This window comes from Methylosinus sp. R-45379, from assembly GCF_001644125.1.
In the GTDB taxonomy this organism is placed as follows: Bacteria; Pseudomonadota; Alphaproteobacteria; order Rhizobiales; family Beijerinckiaceae; genus Methylosinus.
The window spans coordinates 1-23,009 of the sequence record NZ_LUUM01000268.1 but is presented as its reverse complement, the minus strand read 5'-3'; the positions used below and the strand labels follow the sequence as shown (position 1 = coordinate 23,009).

Sequence of the window (23,009 nt, the reverse complement as noted above, 5' to 3'; positions counted from 1 at the left end):
TCCATTGAGGGAACGTCGCTTCAGTCAGCCCAGCGACGCGGGCAATCGTCCGGGAGCGGCGTCGTCAACGTGATCCCCGGCGGCGGCGGAGGCGACCCCTCGCCATCCGCCGGCAGCCAGCGGAGCAGCGCATAGACGCCCGGCTTGGCGGCCATGACCGGCACAAGCTCTCCGCCGAGCCCAGGCGTCGTCTCGCCCGTCGGTGCGGGCCAGTCGCGGAAATAGTCGATCGCCCATGTCGCCCCCGCGGTCGAGCGGCCCGTCGTCACCAGCGCGCCATCGCGCCATACACCGAGCAGCTCGAAGGCGGCGATCATCGCGGCCTCATCGGCCGCCCATGCGAGATAATCTGTCACCACGCGCCTCCCGCGACGATCGCGTTGAGCACGCCGGCTGGCGCGCCAATCCTGTAGACCGCCGCCTTGCGCAGCCACACATCGGCGAGCGCCGAAATGCCCGAGCCGGGATTGTAGAGCGTGCGAGAGAGCGCCCCTGTCGCGACGCTCTGCGTCTCGACGATGATTGGATTGCCGGAGTAGCCGGCGGCGATAGAGAGCGCATCGGCAGCACGCGTAACCGGCACACCAGATGTCGGTATATATGAGCTCGCGAATGCGCCGGCCTCGATTTGACCGCCGAACGCGTCGAGCGCGCCGGCTATTCCGTCGCCACCGTTGCCGACCCTATTGTCGAATCCTAGATCGATCGTATCTGTCGCCGCCAGCGCGAACGTCCGCGCCGGTCGAACCCACGCGGAGGCGATGGCGACCTGCGCCCTGAAATCGTTTGACCCATTAGCGGTAGCGTCTATGCGGACACAGATAGATGATTTGCCGGCCGAACGCACATGAACACTGCCCGTATAAGCCGCAGGCGCATAGCTCGCGCTCGTGCGGCCATAGAAATAATCCGCAGCGCCAAAAGTGATCCTCCGTGCGCTCGTCGCTCCATTGGGGCCGACGATCACGCTCCCCTTGGTCGCATTCTGATATGACGGGGTCCAGGACCCAGGCTCATCGGAATTCGCCATCAAGTTTGTCCGACTCGACTCGCATAGGACACCGAGCGCCGCGCCCGTCAACGGATTATGGTCGAACCTCGCTGCATTGATCGCCGCGCTCTGCATCACGGCCGAGGCGTCGAAATAGGTCCCCGTCGTCGCGCGGGTGAGCGTCAGCCACGACGGGAGCGCGGAGACCGTGAGAGCATCCCAGTAGGCCAGCCGCACGCCCTGAGAAAGCGTGGCCACAGACGGCAGAGATAGCCTGAGACTGAGCATGGGACTCCCTCTCAAAAGAGCGTGATTGCCGGCACGATCGCCAGGCCATATGCCGGGTTTGGGGTCCACGACGACGTCTTGAACCCGCTTTCATATCCACATGCGCCGAGGCATAGTCCTGAATCCAAGAGATTAAACGCCATGCCCACGACCTGCGTGCCCGCGTTGTCGAACGAGACCGACACCCAATCACCCTCCCGCGGCGTGTATGTCGCACCCATCGAAATTTGATGAAACCCGACAGACACTGCTTGCGATCCAGTCAGATAAAGCGGAGCGCCTGGCTTTGCGTCGACGTCAGTGCCAATATTCCGGTGGATCGCTAGCGAGAAGTTTCCGACAGAATTGACGAAGTGGATGCCGAAATTGCTGACCTGCCCGCCGCGATCCAATCGAAAATAATAAGTCTTATTGGCAGATGGAGACACCGTCGTCGAGGTGATCGCCGCAAGCGGGAGCGTGCAAATTGGCGCGTCGTAGCGTCCTCGATATCTGTCTATGGCCTGCGGATCGAGAGCGCCAAAATGCTCCGCTCCAATGATGCCGCCACTGATGCGGGTCCCGGTGAAGTTGCTAGTCGGCGCGCCGGGCGCCGCAACTACTTGGATAGCAGCCGAAGCAGTGTTTGTAACCGACGTAGCGTCGATGTTCCTGAACTCAGACTCCAGTGGCCCAACTCCCGTCAACGGCACATAGAGCACCGCCTCCGGGCCGGCCGAAAACAATAACTCGCCTCCGATGTTCGCAATCGAGCAGAACTGTGGATTGGCGATGTTTGCGAAACCGAAATCGCCAACCGTAGCTGTCGCCGAACCTATATGCCAGCCGTATTGGCCGCGATTATTGCGCTGCGGCGCAAAAATGTTGCGACCGGAAACCGAAACGGAGGCCTCATCGCTCCACGGATAAACGAAGTTGCCGCCTGCCGTCACAGACGTGGCCCCGGGCCGAAAGACCGCCGCGCTAAACCATGCGTCAAATGTCGGGTTGCGATGCGACTCGTCTCGGACACCGTCGCTATCGTAGAAAAGTCCATCGACAAAATAATTGTCACGATTTTTAAACGGGTGCGTCGCATCGAAACAGGTAGCTCCGCCGACAAATGTCGTTCCACCTGCAGGCCCGCCAGACTGCGATCGTTTGAACACGGCGCCCATAGAGCCCTGGTAGGGGAAGAACCCAATATTGCAATTTTCAAAAAAGACATCCTCAAAAACGGGGCCAGTCCAGCTCAGCGCCGTCGAGCACATGCCATACCGGAATCCTTGCACATGCAGGTTTTTAAACTTGAGCCCGTAGACTGTTCCGTCCGTAAGTCCGTCGATGAAGCATGCACCTGCAGTTTGGCCCGCGACATCATTCGCCGCGGGGACTGCGGGGCTGTTCGATGCAGATATAACCTCCGCGCCAACGATCGGTCCCTTGATAATGGCTCCATTACCGGCCACCGCGACGTATTCTTTCACGGTGACGGGTGTTTTTATTCGATAGGACTTACCGGGCTTAAGCGATATCTCCACGGCGGAGTGCGCTCCGTCCCTGGTCGTTTCTGCTGTTGCGTAAGCCGCCGTGAAAGCCGGACCCCAATCCGTCGGGTCGACCATGGCGCTGGCAAATTGTTCTGGGGTGAGCACTATCGGATATCTATTGTCGAGATACTGGCTAATCGTCACTTGATACGACAACGATCCTGCGACCTTCTTATAGATCGTGCGCGCGTCGCCGTGCGTTTCATCGACCAAGACCTCGATGAATTGGCCATTTGCGAAGGGAGCGACGCCCGAATCCGCATCGGATTTTGACAGGAAGACGCCTGCAATCCCGGCCGCCGATGCGTAGGCCGCGACCAGCTCCGCCATCGATTCTGACGCTGCGGCGCTCAACGCCGCTGCGTTCGCCAAGCTCGCTGAAGTAGCGGCGCTCCCCTGGGCGGCTACTGCAGCGGCAGCGGCTGTAGTGATAGGGGCAGGCCACACTCCGCTGGTCTTTGGCCCGTAAACAGCATAAGTCGCGATATCGATCGCAAAGTCGCCGTCGACGCCAATGGCATGCGACGGCGCCGCATTGTTCATCGGCCAAATTTTCGTCCCGCGGAACAGCGCCAAATTGAGCATCGGCGCTGTGACTGGGCCTGTGATCGACACCACTATATTCGACGGATCCGTGACCAGCGACACAGAGCCGAGCGCGAGCGGCGACACATATCCGAGAACAAAGCTCGAAATCTGCGACCAGCTGCCAGAGCCGGACGCGCCGATTTTTTTATAGACGCCATTATTGGCGCCGGTCGAATCCGCGAAGACAACCGCGTAGGCGTCGGCCGCATGCGCAAGGTCGGCGTTCAGCGCCGCGGCCGTCTCGTGAGGCAGAAACGCGGTGACCTGCCCCGAGAGCGCCATATCGATCGCTGCGTTGAGCAGATTTTCGTAGGCGCGGATTTCCGGCTTCCGCGGCTCGTGCGGCCCGCTCGACGGGACGCCATCGGTTTTGTAATCCCGGAACACCTGATTGGCGGTTTGTTCGCGCGTCGACATGCGATCCTCGGATTATGGAGGCGACAAGGAAAAGAGGGGACGGTCAGGAGACGACGATCGTCGCCATGTCCGAAATCGGGCTGACTTCGCCATAGGGAGACGAGAGCCAGGCCTCGACCTGATAGGTCCCCAGCACGAGCGCATCGGTTTCGCGCTCCCAGCGGCCGAGGACAGTGTCCGCGATCGACCACGCGCTTTCCGGCGTCGTCACGCGGCGATAGTGGAAATGCGGGATAAGCGTGTCGTTCCCCGGATCGGAGATCGACATTTGGATGAATTTCTGGCCCGCGACCGTCACCTCCGAAAGCGTCGGCGTGTCCGCCTTGTCGATCGCGGGTCCGGCCGGAACAGGCACGGCCACAGTCGGATTCACAGGATCATTCGGCGGAGAGACATTGCTGAACGCATCATCGGCGAGGCCGATCACTTTCAACGTGACGCGATGGAGCTGCGGGGTCATATCGAGCGGCCCATCGATCCAAAACTTTCCGACAAGTCCGATCTCCGGGCAATCGAAACGAACGACGAGCTTGCGCCTTGCCCGAAGCAGAGACCAGCCTCCGATGATCGTGCGCTTGGAAAGGCAATTGACGCGGCGCATCGTGCGATGTGCGAGGCGAAAGCTCTGCGAGAAGCTCTGTATCGCTTCGTGCTGAAGCTGCGACACCTGCTCGCCAATGTCGGCGTAGGCGGCGTCATCGAATACCGCCGGCGCGTCATTGTTCTGGAAATTCATTCGCGGCTCGACATAAATGCCGACGAATTTGGATGAGGTCGAATAAGCGCCGCCAGACGGGTCGCGCATGACTGCGGAGATGTCACGCATGGTGAAAACGACGTCCGGCTCTTGATCGTCATAGATCAGATAAGCCCATTTCCCATATTCGTTCTGATAGAAGAATCCATCACAAGAGATATCGATGCGATCCTCGACGGCGCGACGCTCCTCCGCTGTGTTGAACTGCATGTCGCAGCGCGCCCAAGGCTCATTGTCGCCGTAGAAATCTAGCGTGGGCTGATCGCAGCGATCGGCCGCGACAGCGAAACTATCCCAGTCGATCTCATCTTCCGTGTTGCGGAAGCCCGCCTCATGCGTGCGGTGCCAGGCGCGGCAGATCGCCGGATTGCGCGAATATTTCCACGTGGACTTATCTGCGAAGGATTGCTCGGGGTCGCGCGGATCATAAGCGAGCGCCGCGCGCCGAACGTAACGCCACTTCGGGAAGCCTTCGGGGTAGACTTTGAAGCGGTCGATCGTCTGATATTTCGTCGCCACCATATAGGCCATCGAGAGGCCGCAGCATTTATGGTCGGCGCCCCAATTGATGACGGTCGAGGCGTAATCGGGCCGCACGCCGAGCGGATGATCGCCGAAGAACTCGCGCAAAAGCGTCGAGGGCCTTCCGGCGGCGGTCGCGGTTCGAAACTCGACGAAGACGCTCGGAGCCCAGCCGATCGGCAGCTGCTGCACCTGGCCCTGCCAATAGATGTAGGAAAAACGCTGCGTATATTTGATTCCGGAGTGCGGCCACTGCACGCCTTCGCCGAAGTCGACGCTTCCAATCCCCGTTATTGGCGCGCCATAGGCATAGGCTGCAGGGCCGGAGGAGAGCGGCAACAGCTCATTGTCGCAGTACCACGCCTCTATGCCATCGATCGGACCACAATCGACGACGGCGGCCATGCCGAGCCATCCATTTTCCAGCTCGTAGACCGTGAAGTCGCCGCCGTCCGAAACGAGCCCGAAGCCATAGAAGCGATTGGCGACAGGCGAGGCGCGCGTCATCATCGTCTGCGATGGCGGCACTTGCGGCAGCTGGCCCTGCTGGCGATGGCGCGGCGTAAGCGCCAACGCGGCGCCGGCGAGCGCGCCGGTGACGATGACCGAGGCCGCAATCTCCGCGATCGACGCGCCGATGATCGGCACGATCACGGCCGCGCCGGCGCCGAACGCCGTGACGATCGAGCCGGCGATCAATGGAACGAGCAGCTGCGGCATTTCAGCCGATTCTCCATGTGGCGAGCACGACGGGCTCGCAAATAATGAGCAGACGCCCGAAAGAGGCGGCGACATAGGCATGGCGCGCACGCATGGCCAGCGCGGGCGCCTGGTCGCGCTGAGCGATGAGCGCCACATCACCCTCTGAGGCGTCGCTCGGCGTGATTTCGCGAGCGCCGAGCGCTCTGGCAGCGGCGTGAGCGCCGAGCAGCATGCCTCGGCGCCAGAGCGCGGCCTGCCGCCGGCGAGAGAAGGGGACAACGACGCCCCGCGCCCGCAGGCAGTCCGCGACGGGCTCGCTGCAAAGAGTGTCCGGACGAAGCGGGTAGGCCTCGAAAAAGGCGAGCACGTCGCCGGCGGCGTCAGGAGAAATCGAGCGGTCGCGAATATTGCACCAGCCCCACGCGCTCGAGTCCTCGGTCGCCCGGAAATCTCGCGCGTTGATCTTCATCGGTGATGAGGCCATGCGCGGGCCGCCAGCGCATAGAGCCGAGCGGCTGCATGGTGAGCGTGATCGTCGACGTTCCCTCGTCGTGGTTCAGGGACGAGGATAGCTTGTCCATTTCGCGCGTCGCCTCGAGGCTCACAGCGGCGAGCTTCCATTCCTCGCCGAGAACGCCAGTCCCGAAAGCAAGGATGAATATTTCGGCCTTGCGCCCACGCACTTCCGAATCCTGGTTTTCGGCGAGCGCGAAATAGCGTTGGTCGAGCCCGGACATGACGAGCGTCGTCGTCTCTTTCGGGCGTCCATAGCCGAATTCGAGATTGCTGATCGAGCCGATGGCGCCTGTGGCGTTGGCGCCGAGAAAAACGCGGCTGCCGGCGTCGAGCGAATATCGCCCGGGCCACACATGCATCGTCTCGCTCTTGAAATAAAAGGTGAAGCCGAGCGTCATATGCGGCGTCGCATGCTTATCCTGCATGGCGAGCCAGTCATCGAACTCCATCATCACCAGCTATCCTCGACGAATTCGAGTGTGACGACGCCGCGCCGGCCGAGGTTGAGCGCCCCGAGCGACGTGCGCGCTTGCGTAATATCGACGCGCACGCGGATCACCGGATCATAGAGCTCGACCTCGTCGCCGACCGCCAACGCTTCGCGTAGCGGAGGCCATATCGAGACCATTTTGTCATCGCCGCCGGCAATATCCTCTAGATCGAATATTCCATAGCCGCGCTCGCCGAGCCCGATGAATTGGCCTGCGGAAAGATTCGCGCTGCTCGGCGGCGTCATGCGAAAGCGCGTCGTCATTTGCTCGGCCGCCGCCGCGACCAATCCCGCCGGCGCGGCCGATGCGAAAAGCGAGGAATCGGAAAAGTCCGCGCCGTCGGAAAAGCCGACGCCGGGCAATGGCGACACCGGCGCGCGCCGCCAATCCCACAAGGGCAGATAGAGCGCGCCGCTCGTCGCCATGATGCGCAGCAGAATTGCCCGATAGGCGAGGATTTTCCAATCGTGCAAGGTCATGTCGACGAGACGGAACACCCAAGCCCCGGAGTCGTTGCGCACGCGCGGCGCGGCGCCGATGGCGGGACGAGGCCCTTGCAGGAATGGAGCCTCCACTATTGGCTCGACGCCCGCAGGCGCAAGCTCTCGCGGCCAGCGGGGAAGCGCCGGATCGATAGGTGTCATGCGCGATTTTGCCGATCTTGCACAATGTCGAGAATATTTCGGCTATAGTTCTGCAACGCGCCGGAAATCTTGTGATTGATGAGCACGTTGATATCGCCGTCGCTCATCCGCTCCACTGAAACATCCGTGTCGTGGCCGCGATTATTGGTGACGTTGACCGTCACTCCGCTCCGATAGGCCCCGCTGATCGGCGTCGCGCGAGGCTGCGCGAGCCGAACCGGAATCGCCCCGTTTTTGAGGGGGACATAGGCCTCGGGGCCAGAGCCCTCGCCGAACATTGCGAGTTGCGGCGATGAGGCCACGCCGCCGTCCGCATAGCGCCGCAGCGGCAGAGGGCCGCGGGACGTCATCACGCCGCCATCGGCGAAGCCGAACAGCCCTCCGATGCTGGAGAACAGCGAGCTGAAGAAGCCGCCGCCTTCGGCCTGCGGGAATGGTCCGATTGCGCCGGCAGGCTGGCCAGCGAAATTATTGTTTCCGAACAGCCCGCCGAAGAGCCCGCCACTTCCGCCCCCGATCGGCAGGCCGCCGACGCCGCCGCCGATCATCACATTGGCCGCCTGAACCTGCATGGTCGCGACATTCTGCTTGGAGCCGAAGCCGAGCAGCCCGCCGAGAATGCCCCCATTCGTCGTGCCTGTGCGACCGAGCAGATCCTCGGTGAAACGCCCCGTAACCATGTCGATCGCATTGTCGCGAAGGCGTGTGAGTGATTGCAGCGCCGCTTTGCCGACGTCCTGGCCATTGGCCGCCGCCTTAGCGACGCTCGACAGCGTGCCGGAGACGCCATTGCGGGCAAAGTCCAGGTCTTCCGTATAGCGCCGCTTGGCCTGAGATAGCTCCTCTTCCTTGCGCGCGCGTTCCGCCTCCGCCTCGCCGACTTCCGCTATCTTACGTTTCAGATCATCATCGATCGTGATGCGCTGCGTCGTGAAGTAATTGAGCTGCTTTTGCGACTCGATGACCCCGGAAAGCGTGGCGTTGTCAGCCGTCAAAAATTCGCGCTGCGCATCGAGCAGCGAATTTTGCTCGCGCAGACCATTATTGGCGTCGCGCAGGCGATTGTCGATTTGCTCGACGTCATAGGCCTTCAGCCGATCGGCGACGCCAGCGTCATATTTGCGGCCGAGGTCGTCGGTCGCGGGCGCAGCGACGCCAGGGCGGTCGAAGCCTTTCCATGCGCCGATGCCCTGCGTCTTCATGATCCAGTCCGCCATTTTGTTTTGATTTTCGGCGGAAAATTGATCGGAGCCTGAAAGGCCGAGCGCGCGCATTGCGTCGCGCTGCGTCGAATTGACGATCTGGAATGCGCCTTTGGCCGACGAGACTTCGCGGCGCGATAGGCCTGTGCGGCTCATTTCCTGGCGCGCGATCTCCTCGCCCCAGGCGATGGCCTCATCCATCGTCATTGTCGTCAAAGGCCTGGGGGAGCGGCGATAGCCGAGCGAGACATTGTAAGGATCTCCGAAACGGCTTGTTCCCTCGGCGCTCATAATCGCCGCATAGGGGGCCGCTTCGCCGGCGAGCGCGAGCCCCCCAGCGCCAGCTCTGGCAAAGATCGGAAGCTGCGCCCCGATCTTTCCGCCGATCGCCCCCGCGAGGCCTTGGAAAGCCTCCGAGACCTTTCGCGCCGCAGCTGCTGCGACGTCGAATTCCCGCGCCATGGGAGCCGCCGCCGCTGGAAGATTTTCCCGCCGGAAGTCGCGCGCATCGTTCAAAATTTGCTGACGGCCGCGCTCGTAGCTCGTCATGCCGGCCAATTGCAGCTGATCGCGCGAGGCGCGCGTGTAATCGTCCACCTTGCGCGCGCTCTCGGCGAGCAGACGCGCGCGCTCTGTTTCGGCAGCGACGCTCGCCCGTGCAGCGTCGCCACTCTCGCGCAGCACTTGCAGGCGCGCGCGATCCATCGCCACGGACTCCCGCTCGGCGAAGGTGCGGGCCATGATCTCGCGCACCTGCAGCGCGGAATCCTCGCGCATACGATCGAGCGCACCGCGCCAGGAGCCGATTTGCGTCTCGAGATCGGCAAGCGTCTTGCGCGCCTCCCCAGCGCGATCGCCGAGCTTGGCGAGGCCGTCATCCGAGCCGAGCAGCTTTTGCAGCGCATCGCGCGACTCGCGCAGGCCTCGCAGCTGCCCGAGGTCCGGGTTGCGCTCGTCGATGATTGAGCCGGCGCGATCCGAAAGGCGATTGAGCTCGAGAGAGCGCCGCTCACGCGCGGCATTGTCGTCGCGTTCCGCGATTTTTCGCTCATATTCCGTGATCTGCTGATCGAGATAAGGCGAATGACCAAGCGGCGCCATGCCGAGCAGACCGGCAATTCCGCCCGGCTTGGCGTCCATGGCGGCCCGCACTTTCTTCAGCCGATCGAGTTCCTGCTCATCTGTCGGAGCAATGACGCGGCCGACCCAATTTCCGGCGCCATCGAAGAGCCTTTTGATATCCTCCCAGGTCTTTTGCAGCGCGGTCGCGGAATCCTTGGCCTTTTGCGTCTCCTCGTCGAAGAGGCGCGTCTTCAGCGCCGCGGCTTCCGAATAATGGCCCGTCGCCTCGAGGCTGCGAACCATCTCTTTGACGCCGAAGGAGATCGGGCCGAAGCGCTTCTCCATCGCCGCGAGGCCTTCGCCGCCGACGATCTGGGCGATTTCCTGCTGGGCAGCGTCGAGGTCGAGGCCGAAGGCATGGGCGAAGCGCTGCGAATCGGCGAGCAGGCGCGGCATGTTCTCGACGCCGATTCCGGCGCCGGCGAAAGTCGTCGCGCCGCCGAGCGCCTGCGACAGCGACAGCTGCCCCGAGGAAGCCGCCCCATTCGCCAGCTGCCGCAAATCGCCGACCGAGGCTCCGGAGAGACGGCCGACGCCATTGAGCGAGCGCTCTAGGGCGACATTCTGCTGCGCGAATTGATGGACGGCGTAAGACGCGGCGCCCAATCCCACGGTCAGCAGAGTGAGGGGCGACGTGGCAATGCGCAGCGCCGTCGCGCCGAATTCTTTCAACGTCGCGCCAGCGCCGCCTCGGCTCGACGAGAATACGTCGGCGATCTGCGAGCCCTGCTGAATCAGGACGGTGAGCGGCGCTTGGCCGCCGGCGAGCGAGACGCCGACATCCTGAAACTGACGCGAAAGATTGATCCATTCGTGGCGGGCGAGGCCGACGCTCTTGGCGTGTGCGTCGACGTCGGAGGCGGCCACGCGATTAGCTCGCGACCACGCGTCGAGCCTTCCGGACATGGTGCCAGCCTCGGCGCTCCATTGCGTCAGGCTCGCGATCATCGGGTCGATTGTCGGTGCAGACGGGCCTCCGACGAGGTCCGGGACTTTTTCGGCGAAGGCGCGCTTGACCCGCTCTATCGCGGCGGCGGCCTCTTGCTGCGAGAGCGCTCCGGCGCGGGCCGCCTTGCGAATTTCGTCGAGCGAATCCTTGTATTGGCGCTGGGCGGCGTAGAGCGGCGCATATTTCGCCCGCAGCCGGTCCAGCTCGGCTCCATAGGCGGAGATATCGGCGGCGCGGCGCTCGCTGTCGAAATCGTCGCGCACGCTGAGACGATCGTTGAGCGGCGCCTGGAGCTGCGCAACGGCTGCGGCGCGCTGGCGCTCATAGGCCGCCGCCAGGCGATCGGCAGCCGACGCCGCCTCGACATGGCTGAGAGCGCCCGATCGCGCGGCCTCGTCGATCTCGCGCAGCACGGCGACATGCTGGCGCTCGACCGCATAGAGCGGCGAGAATTTCGCGCGCACGCGGTCCAGCTCGGCGCCATAGGCGGCGATATCGGCGGCGCGCGCCGCATAATCAGAGCCGCCGCCCATTCCAGCGAAGGAATTGGCGGCGATCTGAAATGGCGTCTGCGAGACGGGATTGCGGGCGAGACTGGAGGCCTCGCGCGAGAAATTCCGCGCTTCCTCGGCAGCGCGGCGAAACTGCGTCTGCGCCGCCGCGCCGATCTGCTCCAGCGCGCGCATGATCTGATCGCCGCCCTGCGACGTCAGCCGAATTGCAACCGTGTCAGTCGCCATTCACACCATCCGCGGATTCCGAGGCGGCCTTCAGCAGGCCGGCCTCGGCGCATTGCAGGAAGTAGAGGAAATCGTCGCGGCTCGGCGGAGCCGGCAGAAAGACCAGCGCGCCGCTATAGTCCAGCCCGCAGATTTGGCCGGCGAATCCCGCTCGACGCCAATTTCCGGGCAGCAACGCCGCGTCGAGCGCGCGGCGCGACAGCGGCGTCAGCTCGCCGTGCTCTCGCTCTGGGCAGAAGTTACCGTCGTCGCCGCGCTTACCAGAGGCGCAGGGGAGGGCGAGAGATCGGCAGCGCCGGCAGTAATCTACGCCGCCGGAGGCGCGCCAGGCTGCGAGCTCGCGGACCCGTTTCCCAGTCGGTTCCGCTCATACAGATCGGCGCCGGCAATCGAAAGGAACGCGCGAAGGCAGCGCGGCTCCCGGAACAGCAGAGCAAAGAGGCGACGGCTTGGAGTTGGAGCGTTCTCGCCGTCGATCGCCACGCCCTCGACCGCGGAGACGGTCCGCATCGCCAGCTCGACATTTTTGAAGCCGAGATAGTCGTTCTCGGCGTCGGACGTCGCAGCCTCGTCATCGATCGTGAGCCCATATTCAGCGAGGCCTGGTTCGTCGCCGGCGCCACGAAGGGCCGCCACGAGCCGATAGGCTGCGGCCTCCGCCGCCTGCTCATCGCTCCCCAGCGCGCGCCGCACAAAAAGCGCCGCAGCGCCGCCGAGGGGCACGCGGACCGGATCATTTTTCGCAGTGGTCGAAATATTCAGCATGTCAGTAGCTCGCGATCTGGTTTTTGAGGGTGACGGCCAACATGGCGGCGGCCGACGTCTGCGAGGCGCGGAAGGCGTAGCTCGCCTCGACGCCGCCAGGACCTTGAATGGCCGCGCCCGCCGGCTCGAGATAGGCGGCTCCGGCGACGATGGAGAGGGCATTATTCGAGCCCTTCGACCATTTGAATTCGAGCTTCTTCGCCGTCATCGCGTCGGCGATGGATTCCAGCGTCTGGCCCGAGTAGCGCACGCGGATTTCGCCGGTGAATTTGGCGTCGTCGGCGAGAATGATCGCCGATGCGAAATCATCCGCGTCCACATAGCGTTCGATCTGCGCGCCCGTGTCGTAATTGAGCCGCGCCGACAAAATAGAGCCCGCCGCGACGTCATCGATGAGCAGCTGGCCGATCGCCGCGGCGAGCGGGTCTTGGGCGGCGATGGAGGCGGGCGTGCCGGCGCCGGTGCTGGAGGCGAGCGTGCGCTTCTTGCCGAGCAGGGAGACCGTCGCGCGCTGCTGCCCCGGCTGATCGCTGATATCGAGCGCCAGCGATTTCGCGCCGAGCGACATATATTGCCAGAAATCCGACGAGCCCATTTCGATTTCGATATCGCGCGTCGGGAGCGTCGCCGCGCCCGACGCGAAGGCGTGCGAGAGATTGGTCGAGCCTGTCGACGTCGGAGCGCCGAGGAGCAGTTTCAGCCAATAGCCGAAATGGGCGAGATCGACCGGCACGACGATATCGCCCGAGAGATCGGGCAGGCCCTGCAAGGGCGCCGCCGCGTCATTGCCATTGTTGAGGCCCGCGCCGATGAGGGGATTGTCTTCGAGCGGGCGCTTCTGCATGAGGGTATGCGTGTAATAGACCGTGGGCTTGAAGCCGGTCGACGCGAACGTCCCGAAGGAGCCGGCGTCGGAAAACAGCAGTTTGGTCAGCCGGCCTTTGCCGATCGCCGTCGTGGACATGGATCATACCTCCGGGATTGCTGCAGGATAGGCGATGGCGAGGTCATCCGCGCTCGCGAGACGCGCCGCGCCATTGCCGATGAGCGTAAGCGCGGCCGAACCGTCCAGATTGACGACAGCGCCGCGGCGGCCCGCCGCCTCCGCATCGCCGAGGATGACGACGAAGGTGCGTTTGGGCGGAGCTTCACTGATAGGCGCCGGGTTTTCCGGCGCGTCCGATTGATCCGACATTTTCAGCTCCTCAGAACGGCTGCGACGAAGTGAATTCGAGCGTGACGATGATTGAGGCGGTTTTCGCGGTGCGCGCGCCGAGCGGCCGTAGGCCGCGCTCCGGAGGCCGGCGGAGATCGGCGAGCAGAACGGCGCCGCCGAGCGTGCGATCGGCGGAGATCGCCGCCGCAATCGCCTCTAGGCCGGCGTCGAACGTGGATCCGAGCAGCGTTGCGTCATTCGACGCCACGATCCATTCCAACTCGGCGTGATGGACGAGCGCAAAACGATTTCCAGCGAAGCCGATACACAGCTCGCCATTTTCCGTCTCGGCGTCGCCATCTTGCAGCACGAGAGCGGTGGAAACGATATCCTCGCTATCGACGGATTCGAGCGTGTCGTCGAGCAGCGCCGAGCGACGCACGGTCGGCAGGCCCGGCGAGGAATCGAGAGCGGCGATGAGCGCTTGCAGCGCGGCTTCTGTCGCAGTCACGAGGCGGAAACCTCTCGCTCTATCGCAACGCGCAGCGAGCCGCCCATGCGCCGCGCGATCTCCGCGACGTGCAGGCGCTTGCGCAACGTCGCCTGCCGAATGAGGACGAACATGACCTGCGGCCGCTCGCGCCGAAACACGGCGAGACGCGCTTTCTTGTTGCGACCATTCTTGCGTGTCCAGACGCGAAAGAGATCGGCGATGAGGACGCCGCCGTAAGGCATGGGGACGAAGCGCAGCGGCACGCGGTTTTCCTTCATCCATACGGCAGGCGTGAGCATGGCCGCGAAAATGCGCCTTCCGTAGCGTGCGGCTTCGATCGTCGGGAAGGCCAGGAAGCTCGCGTATTTCGGCGCGATCGTCACACCCAACTCATGCGCGGATATGATCTCGGGCGCCTTGGTATAGACGAGCGCAGTTGGCGAGAGCGTGTCGCTTCGCGCGTCATTGGGATAGACGCGGAGCTTCCATGCATTGGCGAGACGCGAGAAAGGCGATCTGCGGCTTTGTGTGCGCAGAGAGAACGCCGATTTCGTATCGTCTTTTGTCGCCGCGAGCGTGTCGCGACCCGTCCCAGAAACAGCGCGACGCAGCTTGCGCGCCAGCTCCGCCTTCACGGCGCCGACAGCGAACCCGCTTTGATCTGCTTGCAGATCTATCAGATCGGCCATGATGCGCTCTCACAAAGGCCCCGAGGGGTCGCAGAGACATGTCCAGACGGCTGCGTCGTCATCTTCGCAGCGTGGCGCCGCGACGATTGTGAAGGTCTCGCCTGCGACCAGCGTTTGAGCGTTTTCGACGACAGCGGCGGCCTCGAAGACGCCAGATTTCGCTGGCGAGGCCACCTGCAGCCGCCGAACCTCGACGCGGGCGCGCTTGGCGACGAAATTCGCCGCGCCGATCTCTGCCGCATCCGACGAGCGATCGACGATGATGCGGCAGGGAACGCCAACGGAGGAGCCAGGGGCGGGACGATAGATCGCGTCCCGTCCCCAGAGCCGGAAATTCGCCTCGAGCGCGCGCGCGGCGAGCGACACAAAGGACATGAGCCTGCGCCGATCAGCCGTAATTGCCGGCGGCGAGCGTCATGCCGACGATCGTGCGGCCGCCGATCTGCGCGCAGACCTTGAAAGCCGTCTTCGCCGTATCGGTGATCGAGAGAATATAGACGCCGGTGGCCAGCGTCTGGACGCGCAACGCTTTCTTCGCGGTGTAGGCGGCGAGGTCAGCTCCGCTCGACGTCTTCGCGCCGACCGCACCGGAGGCCGTCGTCGCAGTCAGTCCCGCGCCGGCGGCATCGTCCGAAAGCCAGAGATCGAAATTATACGGCGCCGCGACCGTGTTGCCCGCAGCGTCCTTCGCCGTGATCGTGACCTCGGTCACATTCGCGCCGCCAGCGGCGGCCGCCATCGAAACGCCTACGGGCTCGCCGACGCCGGCCGAGGCCACTTCGTTCAGCCGCACATAGCCGGTCGCGCTCGGATTGGCCGCGACGGCCGTCGCCGCGCCGATGAAGGCGTTTCCAGCCGCGACCGTGGTGCAGTTTTTCGCGGCGGCGTCCCAATAGATTTTCTGGCCGATCGCCCACGCCTGCGCGGAGACTTTGGTCAGCTCCCACACGCCATCAGTCGTGAATACGCAATCCACTCCCGAAAGCGCATCGAATTGCGCAACGCCGAAAATAGCGCCGATGAGCGCGCCCTTGCCAGAAGTGATGTCGTAAGGCGCGAGGAGAGTAAGGCTGCAGCCGGGCTGCACAAAATTCTTCGCCATGTCATGATCCTTCCGAAGCTGGGGAGGGCCGCGCGTGCGCGGCCTTGCTGCTTTGTCGAGCGTTACAGCCCCGCGTTGCGGAAGCCGAACCGATAGTCGATGGCGCCGCAGCCGAAATCGTGCTCGAGAGAAACCTCCATCCCCTGCCGGCCGAAAGGTTCGTCTATGCGCATTCGCGGCGCTGCATAGCCTTCGAGGAGACCCCATTCGAAATTCGCGCCCATGGCGGGATCGGCGAATAGATACCAGGGGTTTCCGGTGATCTGCGCCGAGACGAGGAGAGACAACTGATTCTGAAAAATCGGCACATTCGCCGCGACCGCCGCATAGAGCGGCGAGAGCACGCCCTGCGCTTCGGTTTCCTTGTCCGGCCCCACGAGAAGGATAGAGGGCGCGATATTGAGCAGCGTGCCATCTTTCGTCTTCATTCCGCGCAGAGCCGCACGGCCGATTCCGAGCGTGGGATTGCCGATCGCCCCAGCAGCGGCGGCCAGCGTCTTATCGGTCGTGTTGAAGACGGCGCGACCCGTTTCGATCAGCGTCGGGCCAGCGCCCGTCGCCGAAAGCATCATGGCGTAGAAGGTCTCTTCCTCGAAGCGCGCGACGGCGGTGGCGCGGCTGTTGAGCACACGCTGAATCGATCCGAGATTATCATTGACGAGCAGCTGGCGAGAGAAGCCGACGCGCACGCCATATGCCTTGACCGCCGTCTTTTCCTTCGACTCGCTGAAGGTTCCCGCCTGCAGCTCGCCGGTTTCCTTTACCTCCTTGAGCTGCGGGAAATCGCCGTCGCGAACGGAGATATGGTCGCGGAAATCGACATAGGTGCGCTGCTGGGCAATGCGGCGATAGGTCGGCTCGGCGACGACATAACGGGCGCGCAAGGCGCGGTTCAGCGCATTCTCGAGCAGGATCGGGAAATCCGACGTCGATTGCAGCGCGCGGCGCAGCAGATCCTCGCGAGCGGCGAAGTCATGCGGGACGCGGCGCACGTCGATTCGATCCGCCGCGAGATCGACGAGGTCGCGCGCATCCATATATTGCCGCGCCGCTTCGTTCGGCTGCGCATTCTCGCCGAGGCGAATGGCGAGCGCATCCTCCATGCCGAGGCGGCGCGTCTCGCTCTCATCACGCCCGATCGTCGCGCGCGGACCGCCGATGTGATGATTGCCGCCGCTGGCCTGCGCCGCCGCGCGAGCGGCGGCCATCACCGCATCCATGATCGGCTGCTCGGCGAGGCCTTCGCCGATCATTCGCTCGGCGAGCTCGCGCTGGCCGAAATATTCGGCGCGCTGCGCGAGCAGAATCGCCTGCTGGCCGGTGAGACCGGTAGGAGCGGCGCGCTCCGCCGGCGTCTGCGCCGGAGCGGCGGCGGGCGTTGCGGCGGGCGACGGTGCCGGAGGCGCGGAGCGGTTCTCGTGAGCGGCGGGCGCAGCCGCCGGCGGAGCAGGATTCTCGACGGCCGCCGCAGGGGCCGCCGGTGCAGCGGATCGAGTCATATCGTCTTCCTCTTCTCGCGGGTGAGATGCGCTCGGCTCGACGCCCCGCGTCGACGATGCCGGGTCGGCCGGAGTGGCGCAGAGCGACACTTCCAGCAAAGTCCATTGGTCGGCGCGCCAGGTCTGGAGGCCCGTATCGTCCTCCTGCACCATGACCCAGCGCGTGATCGAATAGCCCACCGAAAAGCCGTTTAGCTCGTCGCGCGCCACCATCCCCTCGGCGAGCTGGCCTTGCGGCGTCTGCGCGAAGCGCACGCGTCCGACGAGCCGGCCGCCCTCGATGCGAGCTTCCTCGACGACACCGAGAATATTTCCGATGTCATAGGAATTATGCGAGTTGAGCAGCTTGCATTGCTGCTGCGCGACGCGCGACAGATCGACGGCGCTCGGGTCCATATTGAGGACCTCGACGAAACCAAAACGCCGCACGGCGGAGCCCGCCGCGAAGACGCCTTCGACCGTATGCGATTCTGGATCATAGCTCGACGCCGCGCTCGCAAAACGCAACTCGCGGGCGAAGCTCTCGCCGGGCTGAAATTGCGGCGGGGCCGCCGGCGCGGACGCGCCACGGAACATCTGCGGCATGTGAGAGGCCTTCAGTTCTTGGTGGAGGAGGCGGGGTCCGCCAGAGCGGCATCGGCGACCGCCTGCGCGGCGCCGGCGTGATTGATGCGCCGCGGATCCGTGTCGAGCACGATTCCGCCCGCGTCGAGCGCTTTCAGGAAGGCTTCGAGCTCGGCGAGCTGATCTTCCCAATTCAGCCCGCGCTCTGCGAGCGCGTCCGGCATGCTCTGCAGGCCGGCTCTGACTTCCATCACCTTGGCGGCTATTTCCTTGAGCGGATCGACCCAAGACCGCACCGGCATGGCGAGCTCGCAGCCGACCTGGATAAATCGCCGATCGCCGGTGAGGGCGGCTTCTCGCTCCATCACACGCCCCCAGCCGCGGCGAATGCGCGGCGCCAGCGTGAGCCATTGCAGCATGTCGAGCAGCACATGGCCCGCGAGCGTCGCGGCGCGCAGGCTCGAATAATTGGCCTGGCTCACATCGCCGGTGACGGCGTGATAGGGGATCGGCGTCGTCGCGCAGAATGCATAGAGCTGCGAGCGGATGAAATCGATCGTGTCGCCGCTCGTCGACGGCTGGAACGCTATGGCGTCCTCGCCGGGCCCCATGCGCAATATCTTGCCGGGCGAGAGCGTCTCTTCGGTGCGGCCGTTTTTCGCTTCCTGCCTGCCGAGAACTGGGACCGAGCCCTGTGTCTCCGGCGAACGAATGAGCACGCCGATGCAGGCTTCGATCCGTTTGCGCCAGATGATCGCCTCATTGACGTCGTCGAGACCCCGCAGCGACATCATGCTCGGCGCGAGCCAGGATACGCCCCGAATCTGGCCGGGCCGCTGAATATGGAAGTAATGATCCACATCGCGCGCCTCGATGCGCGTCGACTGCCCCGGGATGCGGATGACATTGGTCTCGCCCGGGTGCACGGGGTAGAGCCAATAGGCGAGCCTGCGGCCCCAATTGTCGAATATTATGCCTTCCGCGGTCCGGTCGTTTTGCGTTTGCGCCAGCGCCGTGCGGCTCTCGTCGAGATGATCCGCCTCGAGCACGCGAATCTGCGACGAGGGCACGCCATTCTCGTCGGGAAGCCAAAGATGCAGGCATTCGCCGTCTACGAAGAGCGACCCCGCGGTCGTCGACATGATCCCGTGGAAATCCTGCTGGCGCTCCGGGTCGCAATTGTCGACGAAACGCTTCCAAGCGTCATTGGCGCGGGCGCGCATCGTCTTGCGCGAGTCGACGGCGCGCGGATTGATCCCCGTGCCGACCGTCTGACCCCGGAATTGCAGCTCTGCCGCGGCGACCGTCTTATTGTTGCGCACCAAATCCCGCGCCCGATCGCGCAGCGCCTGGCGCGCTGGCCCGGCCTCGGCGTTCGGCCCGGTCGAGGGCGTGCGCCAATTGCCGAGCCGCCGATCGCGCGATGCGCCATCGAAGGCGCGCGTCAACTCATAGGCGGCAGCGCGCGCATGGAGCCGGCGCAAGCCGGCCATAGGCGCGACGGCGAGCAGCGCGCGATCGAAGAATGTGGGGCGGAAGGTCACGTTCAATCCCGCTCGAAAGCCGCATATGTTCCGCGGTCGGCGCTCGCCGGCGCCGGGCCCGAGGCTGGAACGCCGAGCTGGGCGCGGCGGAAGTAATCGAGCGCTGCGACGAGCTCCGTCGTCGAGCGATAGGTCACACGGCGGCCGCTATATTCGATCGTCAGCTCGCCCGATGCGAGCGCCACTTCGAGCGCGCCGATCGCCGCCGTGATCTGCTCCGAGGTCATGCTCACAGCCAGCTGCCTCCGCCATAGGACCAATCGGACTCGCTCGCGGGCGGCTCGCGCTCGCTCTGCGGCTCCGTTGTAGATTCTATTTCCGCCGCAATCTCCGCGGCGACGCCTATGGCCTCGGCCGCGCGCAGCAGCGGCGCGATCACGCTCTCTGGAGCGCCGCGCTCATGCGCCAGCGCGCGCCAGAACTCCGGCGGTCGATTGCCGATGTCGAAGGTCGGCGCGCCGAAAGCGAGCGCCATGGCGATGATGCGGCAATCGAGCCAATGATTGTCGCCATTGGCCTTCCAGATGCGATTGCCGGCTTTGTCGGTCCCGACATATTCGGAGGTGATCTGCCGGAAGTAATTCTCGAACAGAAAGCTGCCGAAGTGACAGTATCCGGCGGGCGCGGCGATCTGGCTATCGACGTCTATGCTCGTCTCGCGATTGAGATAGGCATAGAAGCGGCTCTTGAGATTATAGGAGCCGGCCTTCCATTGCTGAACGCCCTTACGGATGCGCTTACCGCGCCAGTCGAAATCGACGAGCTGCGGCGCGCCGAGCGCCGGGCGACCCCATCCTTCCTCGGTTCGCACCGCATAGGCGCCATGGTGACGGCGGACCCAGTCATAGACGACTGGCGCATTGTAGCGGCAATCTACGCCGGTCGCATCGAGGCGCCGCGTTCCGCCGAAGGCGTCTTTGAGCGGCGTCTCGTGCAGCTCGGAGAGGCGCGTCCAGCACGGATCGTCCGGATCGGACGTGTCGCCGGGCTTCTCGATCGTGCCCGCGGTGAGGTAGATGGCGAGCAGAGTGTAGCTGCGGCGATCCGCCGTCCAGCCGGTAATCTCGACATAGAGGCCGCGCTTCTGGACATCGACGCCCATGACGCAGAGCAGAGCATCGGCCGGAATGACGCGCTCGGCGTAAAGCTCGCGGCGCTTGAAGAGGACCTCCCAATCGGGAGCGCCGGACTCTTCCTTGTAGGTGACGCCAAGCCAGCGATTGAAGAAGCCCTTGAGCTTCTGCGGATCATCTCCGGCGTTGACGAAAGTTTCTGCAATCTTGTCCCATGTCGTGAAGAGCGAGGAAATCGCGTCTATGTGCCACGATGGATAGCGCCCCGGCTCCGGCTTTTCGGCGATAAAACCGTAATCCGGCAGGTGCATCGCCGAGACGATCATCTGTTCTTTTTGGTAGTGCTCGATACGCACGCCACACTGCTGGCAGATATAATGCGCGTCGAATGGAGCGCTTCGGTTGAAGCGAAGGCCTGTGCCCATTCCGTCCGCATAGCCACCGAAGACGAGGCGGATACGTTCGCCACAATGCGGACAAGGCAGACGCTGATAGCGCTGATCGCCGTTCTCGAACTCCTCGTCGACGAGGGACTCGCCTTCCAGCGTCGGCGTGCCGCCGACGAGCTTGCGATAATCGCCCGTCGCGTGGAAGGCGATCTGTCGATCGTCGACCATTGTCATCGGGGAGCCCTGGCCGGCGAGATCCTTTGGCCATTGGTCGATCTCGTCGCAGAGCGCGAACTTGATCGTGCGCATCTGTAGCGCCGAAGCGGAATTCGCGCCCGTTATTGCGATCGAGCCGCCGGGGAAGGCCTTGAAGAGCGCGCTCGAGCCCTGCTTCTGGCGCTTGGAGATGTCGAGCACGCGCCTCGCGAGCGCCGGGGAGGCATCGATGGCCGGTTGCAGTTTTTCACGATTGTAGTCGCGCGCGTCTTGAGTCGTGGGCAACACGTGAAGCGTGCGCGCTGGGCTTTCGCAAGCTATCCAGCCCTCGATCGCCTTGATCCCCTCGGTGAAGCCGACCTGCGCTGATTTTCGCACAGCGCCCTTTGTATGAGGGCCGCAAAACACCGTGTCGATGACCGCGCAGACAGCAGGGCTCTGCGCAGGATCCCACAGCTGTCCGGCGCGCGGACCTTCTACGAGGAAGAGATTGGCTGCGCCCCATTGCGACGGCGTGATCGTCGTCGCCGGCGTGAGAGCCTCGGCGATCGCGCCAGCGATGATGGCCAGTGCGGAGGCGTAGCCGTTTTTCATCTTCAGGTGCGATCCTGATCTCGGGCGGCGAGAATGGCCATTTTCTCGGCGATCTGGCCGAGCGTCTCGTCGAGAGCGGAGGTCATCTCGACTCGGAGCGCTTCTTGTCCGCCCTGAACTGCGACGGCGTAGAAGCGACCGCATTTCGATTTGAATACTGCGATCGACTGCGCAATCGCGGTCGCAGTCTCGATCGCAGCGGTTTCGATGTCGCGGACCGGGACGAGCTCCCCGCGACGACGCATCAGCTCCATTTCGGCGAGTTCCGCTTTCGCGTTCTTCTCGCGAGTCGAGGCGTCGTCATAGGCAGACGGTTTTGCTGCGCTTTGCCGAATGCTCGCCGGAGCGTCGGAGACCTCGGCCTTATTGTGCCGATTGCGCAGGTCCTGCGCCGGATCATAGCTCGCCGCCGTAAGCTCATCGAAGGTAGGGCGATGCACACGGAGGGCTTTTCCCTCACCGCGCATCGGTAGCTGGTCGGACAACGACTTCACGCGCTTCGAGATCGCCTGGCGCGAGACGCCTCGACTGCGAGCCAGATCAGAAAGGCTCGCCCAGTCTCGGTCGTCAACTGAGGTTGTCAAAAGATCGGTTTGCATCGTCAACTGTCGACAACGTCAACCCTGTTCAAAATACCGAATACATCCCCACCCCCGCACCCCTGCCTGCCCGTCTTGGGATCGGGCGGGAAGGACCCGCCGCCATGGCGGAGGGGATGGGGCGATATCGATGCATTGATACAGGGATAGCTACGCCATTTGCGCCAATTCGCGATTGGCGCAGCGCTTGGATGCGGACTTGATCGGAGGCCGTCGGCCCTGCTCCACAAGCTCCACATGTCCGACTTCGATCGGTAAAGGCGTCGGACGGCCGAATATGTCGAGCAGTACGCGCAGCAAGCCGATCTTGTCAACGCCCTCGACAACCGCAACGAGCCCCTCGAACGGCCCGACGAGAATACGCACGCGATCGCCAGCGCCATAGCGCGCGATCTCCGTCTCGCTCGCGGCGCCCGGATTGAACTCGCGATAGAAGTCGATCATCGCATCCGGCACGGGCGACGGCCGCTCGCCACTCTCCAAAAACCCGAACACGCCGCGCATGTCCTTCACCGCGCGGATGGTGCAAGCGCCTTGCTCGCCGTCGAGCTCCGCCCGCAGGAATACGTAGCGGCCGAAGCGCGGGCGCTTCGTCACGCGCCGCACATGACGGCCGGACCTCGCCAGCTTCTCCCGCACATGAGAGCGCTTGACGTCCACAGGCCGCAGCATCTTGAAGCCAGCAGCGCAAAGCCGCAGCGCGACCTCTTCATCCTTCCCCTCGTAGGCTTCGACCACATACCAGCGCTCGACCATTTCGCCCTCCGTCGCCGACTGTCCCACCTGTCCCACCTCTTCATTCGAGAAAAGAAGAGGTGGGACGCGCTAAACGCATGTATTCGCTTCGCTTGTCCCACCTGTCCCACCT

At 63.9% G+C, this 23,009-nt stretch carries 22 protein-coding genes; all 22 read right to left on the bottom strand.

The features are described from left to right. Positions 1 to 20 precede the first annotated feature (20 nt). The 22 genes from A1351_RS16190 to A1351_RS16085 all read right to left on the bottom strand — a co-directional run bounded on the left by A1351_RS16190 (position 21) and on the right by A1351_RS16085 (position 22,897). Positions 21 to 356 (bottom strand): hypothetical protein, encoded by a 336-nt coding sequence (locus A1351_RS16190; protein WP_157096345.1) that lies wholly within the window; start codon positions 354 to 356, stop codon positions 21 to 23. After that, positions 353 to 1,279 carry a hypothetical protein gene (locus A1351_RS16185; RefSeq protein WP_157096344.1) on the bottom strand — a complete coding sequence of 309 codons (927 nt, stop codon included), beginning with the start codon at positions 1,277 to 1,279 and terminating at the stop codon, positions 353 to 355. The genes A1351_RS16190 and A1351_RS16185 overlap by 4 nt, the downstream gene beginning before the upstream one ends. A gap of 11 nt (positions 1,280 to 1,290) precedes the next feature. Next, positions 1,291 to 3,813: a hypothetical protein gene (locus tag A1351_RS16180; RefSeq protein ID WP_064033471.1), complete on the bottom strand. Its 2,523-nt coding sequence runs from the start codon at positions 3,811 to 3,813 to the stop codon at positions 1,291 to 1,293. Between the two features lie 43 nt (positions 3,814 to 3,856). Next, positions 3,857 to 5,812: a hypothetical protein gene (locus A1351_RS16175; RefSeq protein WP_064033470.1), complete on the bottom strand. Its 1,956-nt coding sequence runs from the start codon at positions 5,810 to 5,812 to the stop codon at positions 3,857 to 3,859. Between the two features lies 1 nt (position 5,813). After that, positions 5,814 to 6,026, bottom strand: coding sequence for a hypothetical protein (locus tag A1351_RS24850; RefSeq protein WP_157096343.1), 213 nt, complete (start codon positions 6,024 to 6,026; stop codon positions 5,814 to 5,816). A 148-nt stretch (positions 6,027 to 6,174) separates the two neighbouring features. Beyond that, the gene (locus tag A1351_RS16165) at positions 6,175 to 6,762 is read right to left on the bottom strand and encodes a hypothetical protein (RefSeq protein ID WP_157096342.1); all 588 of its coding nucleotides are present in this window, start codon (positions 6,760 to 6,762) and stop codon (positions 6,175 to 6,177) included. Then, positions 6,762 to 7,376 (bottom strand): hypothetical protein, encoded by a 615-nt coding sequence (locus A1351_RS16160; protein ID WP_064033467.1) that lies wholly within the window; start codon positions 7,374 to 7,376, stop codon positions 6,762 to 6,764. Before A1351_RS16160 ends, A1351_RS16165 begins: the two co-directional genes overlap by 1 nt. A gap of 65 nt (positions 7,377 to 7,441) precedes the next feature. Further along, positions 7,442 to 11,458: a phage tail length tape measure family protein gene (locus A1351_RS16155; RefSeq protein WP_064033466.1), complete on the bottom strand. Its 4,017-nt coding sequence runs from the start codon at positions 11,456 to 11,458 to the stop codon at positions 7,442 to 7,444. Beyond that, positions 11,448 to 11,633 (bottom strand): hypothetical protein, encoded by a 186-nt coding sequence (locus tag A1351_RS16150; RefSeq protein WP_064033465.1) that lies wholly within the window; start codon positions 11,631 to 11,633, stop codon positions 11,448 to 11,450. The genes A1351_RS16155 and A1351_RS16150 overlap by 11 nt, the downstream gene beginning before the upstream one ends. Before the next feature lie 131 nt (positions 11,634 to 11,764). After that, on the bottom strand, positions 11,765 to 12,223 hold the full coding sequence (locus A1351_RS16145) for a hypothetical protein (RefSeq protein WP_064033464.1): 459 nt from the start codon (positions 12,221 to 12,223) through the stop codon (positions 11,765 to 11,767). Between the two features lies 1 nt (position 12,224). Beyond that, complete coding sequence (locus A1351_RS16140; RefSeq protein ID WP_064033463.1) at positions 12,225 to 13,187, bottom strand: phage tail tube protein; 963 nt, start codon at positions 13,185 to 13,187, stop codon at positions 12,225 to 12,227. A 3-nt stretch (positions 13,188 to 13,190) separates the two neighbouring features. Further along, positions 13,191 to 13,418, bottom strand: a complete 228-nt coding sequence (locus A1351_RS16135) for a hypothetical protein (RefSeq protein WP_064033462.1) — start codon at positions 13,416 to 13,418, stop codon at positions 13,191 to 13,193. A gap of 10 nt (positions 13,419 to 13,428) precedes the next feature. After that, positions 13,429 to 13,890 carry a hypothetical protein gene (locus A1351_RS16130; RefSeq protein WP_064033461.1) on the bottom strand — a complete coding sequence of 154 codons (462 nt, stop codon included), beginning with the start codon at positions 13,888 to 13,890 and terminating at the stop codon, positions 13,429 to 13,431. Next, entirely contained in the window at positions 13,887 to 14,561 is a 675-nt protein-coding gene (locus A1351_RS16125) for a DUF6441 family protein (RefSeq protein ID WP_064033460.1), read from the bottom strand. The genes A1351_RS16130 and A1351_RS16125 overlap by 4 nt, the downstream gene beginning before the upstream one ends. A gap of 9 nt (positions 14,562 to 14,570) precedes the next feature. After that, positions 14,571 to 14,936, bottom strand: coding sequence for a hypothetical protein (locus A1351_RS16120; RefSeq protein WP_064033459.1), 366 nt, complete (start codon positions 14,934 to 14,936; stop codon positions 14,571 to 14,573). Between the two features lie 13 nt (positions 14,937 to 14,949). Then, a complete protein-coding gene (locus A1351_RS16115) occupies positions 14,950 to 15,663 on the bottom strand; it encodes a DUF2190 family protein (RefSeq protein WP_064033458.1) in 714 nt (237 codons plus the stop codon). A gap of 62 nt (positions 15,664 to 15,725) precedes the next feature. Then, complete coding sequence (locus A1351_RS16110; RefSeq protein ID WP_064033457.1) at positions 15,726 to 17,747, bottom strand: HK97 family phage prohead protease; 2,022 nt, start codon at positions 17,745 to 17,747, stop codon at positions 15,726 to 15,728. Positions 17,748 to 17,758: 11 nt separating this feature from the next. Further along, positions 17,759 to 19,270: a phage portal protein gene (locus A1351_RS16105; protein WP_064033456.1), complete on the bottom strand. Its 1,512-nt coding sequence runs from the start codon at positions 19,268 to 19,270 to the stop codon at positions 17,759 to 17,761. A 2-nt stretch (positions 19,271 to 19,272) separates the two neighbouring features. Next, positions 19,273 to 19,497, bottom strand: coding sequence for a phage head-tail joining protein (locus A1351_RS16100; RefSeq protein ID WP_064033455.1), 225 nt, complete (start codon positions 19,495 to 19,497; stop codon positions 19,273 to 19,275). Positions 19,498 to 19,499: 2 nt separating this feature from the next. Further along, positions 19,500 to 21,542 (bottom strand): terminase gpA endonuclease subunit, encoded by a 2,043-nt coding sequence (locus A1351_RS16095; RefSeq protein ID WP_064033454.1) that lies wholly within the window; start codon positions 21,540 to 21,542, stop codon positions 19,500 to 19,502. Positions 21,543 to 21,544: 2 nt separating this feature from the next. Next, positions 21,545 to 21,982: a hypothetical protein gene (locus A1351_RS25460; RefSeq protein WP_198162440.1), complete on the bottom strand. Its 438-nt coding sequence runs from the start codon at positions 21,980 to 21,982 to the stop codon at positions 21,545 to 21,547. A gap of 309 nt (positions 21,983 to 22,291) precedes the next feature. Then, complete coding sequence (locus tag A1351_RS16085) at positions 22,292 to 22,897, bottom strand: transcription termination/antitermination protein NusG (protein WP_157096339.1); 606 nt, start codon at positions 22,895 to 22,897, stop codon at positions 22,292 to 22,294. Between the last annotated feature and the right edge of the window lie 112 nt (positions 22,898 to 23,009).

Bases quoted from the DNA above. Each gene is read 5' to 3' on its own strand.
- A1351_RS16145 (WP_064033464.1), bottom strand. From the start codon at position 12,223: ATGCTGAATATTTCGACCACTGCGAAAAATGATCCGGTCCGCGTGCCC.
- A1351_RS16185 (WP_157096344.1), bottom strand. From the start codon at position 1,279: ATGCTCAGTCTCAGGCTATCTCTGCCGTCTGTGGCCACGCTTTCTCAG.
- A1351_RS16085 (WP_157096339.1), bottom strand. From the start codon at position 22,897: ATGGTCGAGCGCTGGTATGTGGTCGAAGCCTACGAGGGGAAGGATGAA.
- A1351_RS16125 (WP_064033460.1), bottom strand. From the start codon at position 14,561: ATGGCCGATCTGATAGATCTGCAAGCAGATCAAAGCGGGTTCGCTGTC.
- A1351_RS16175 (WP_064033470.1), bottom strand. From the start codon at position 5,812: ATGCCGCAGCTGCTCGTTCCATTGATCGCCGGCTCGATCGTCACGGCG.
- A1351_RS16165 (WP_157096342.1), bottom strand. From the start codon at position 6,762: ATGATGGAGTTCGATGACTGGCTCGCCATGCAGGATAAGCATGCGACG.
- A1351_RS16180 (WP_064033471.1), bottom strand. From the start codon at position 3,813: ATGTCGACGCGCGAACAAACCGCCAATCAGGTGTTCCGGGATTACAAA.
- A1351_RS16115 (WP_064033458.1), bottom strand. From the start codon at position 15,663: ATGGCGAAGAATTTTGTGCAGCCCGGCTGCAGCCTTACTCTCCTCGCG.
- A1351_RS16155 (WP_064033466.1), bottom strand. From the start codon at position 11,458: ATGGCGACTGACACGGTTGCAATTCGGCTGACGTCGCAGGGCGGCGAT.
- A1351_RS16100 (WP_064033455.1), bottom strand. From the start codon at position 19,497: ATGACCTCGGAGCAGATCACGGCGGCGATCGGCGCGCTCGAAGTGGCG.
- A1351_RS16135 (WP_064033462.1), bottom strand. From the start codon at position 13,418: ATGTCGGATCAATCGGACGCGCCGGAAAACCCGGCGCCTATCAGTGAA.
- A1351_RS24850 (WP_157096343.1), bottom strand. From the start codon at position 6,026: ATGCTGCTCGGCGCTCACGCCGCTGCCAGAGCGCTCGGCGCTCGCGAA.
- A1351_RS16140 (WP_064033463.1), bottom strand. From the start codon at position 13,187: ATGTCCACGACGGCGATCGGCAAAGGCCGGCTGACCAAACTGCTGTTT.
- A1351_RS16095 (WP_064033454.1), bottom strand. From the start codon at position 21,542: ATGAAAAACGGCTACGCCTCCGCACTGGCCATCATCGCTGGCGCGATC.
- A1351_RS16110 (WP_064033457.1), bottom strand. From the start codon at position 17,747: ATGCCGCAGATGTTCCGTGGCGCGTCCGCGCCGGCGGCCCCGCCGCAA.
- A1351_RS16120 (WP_064033459.1), bottom strand. From the start codon at position 14,936: ATGTCCTTTGTGTCGCTCGCCGCGCGCGCGCTCGAGGCGAATTTCCGG.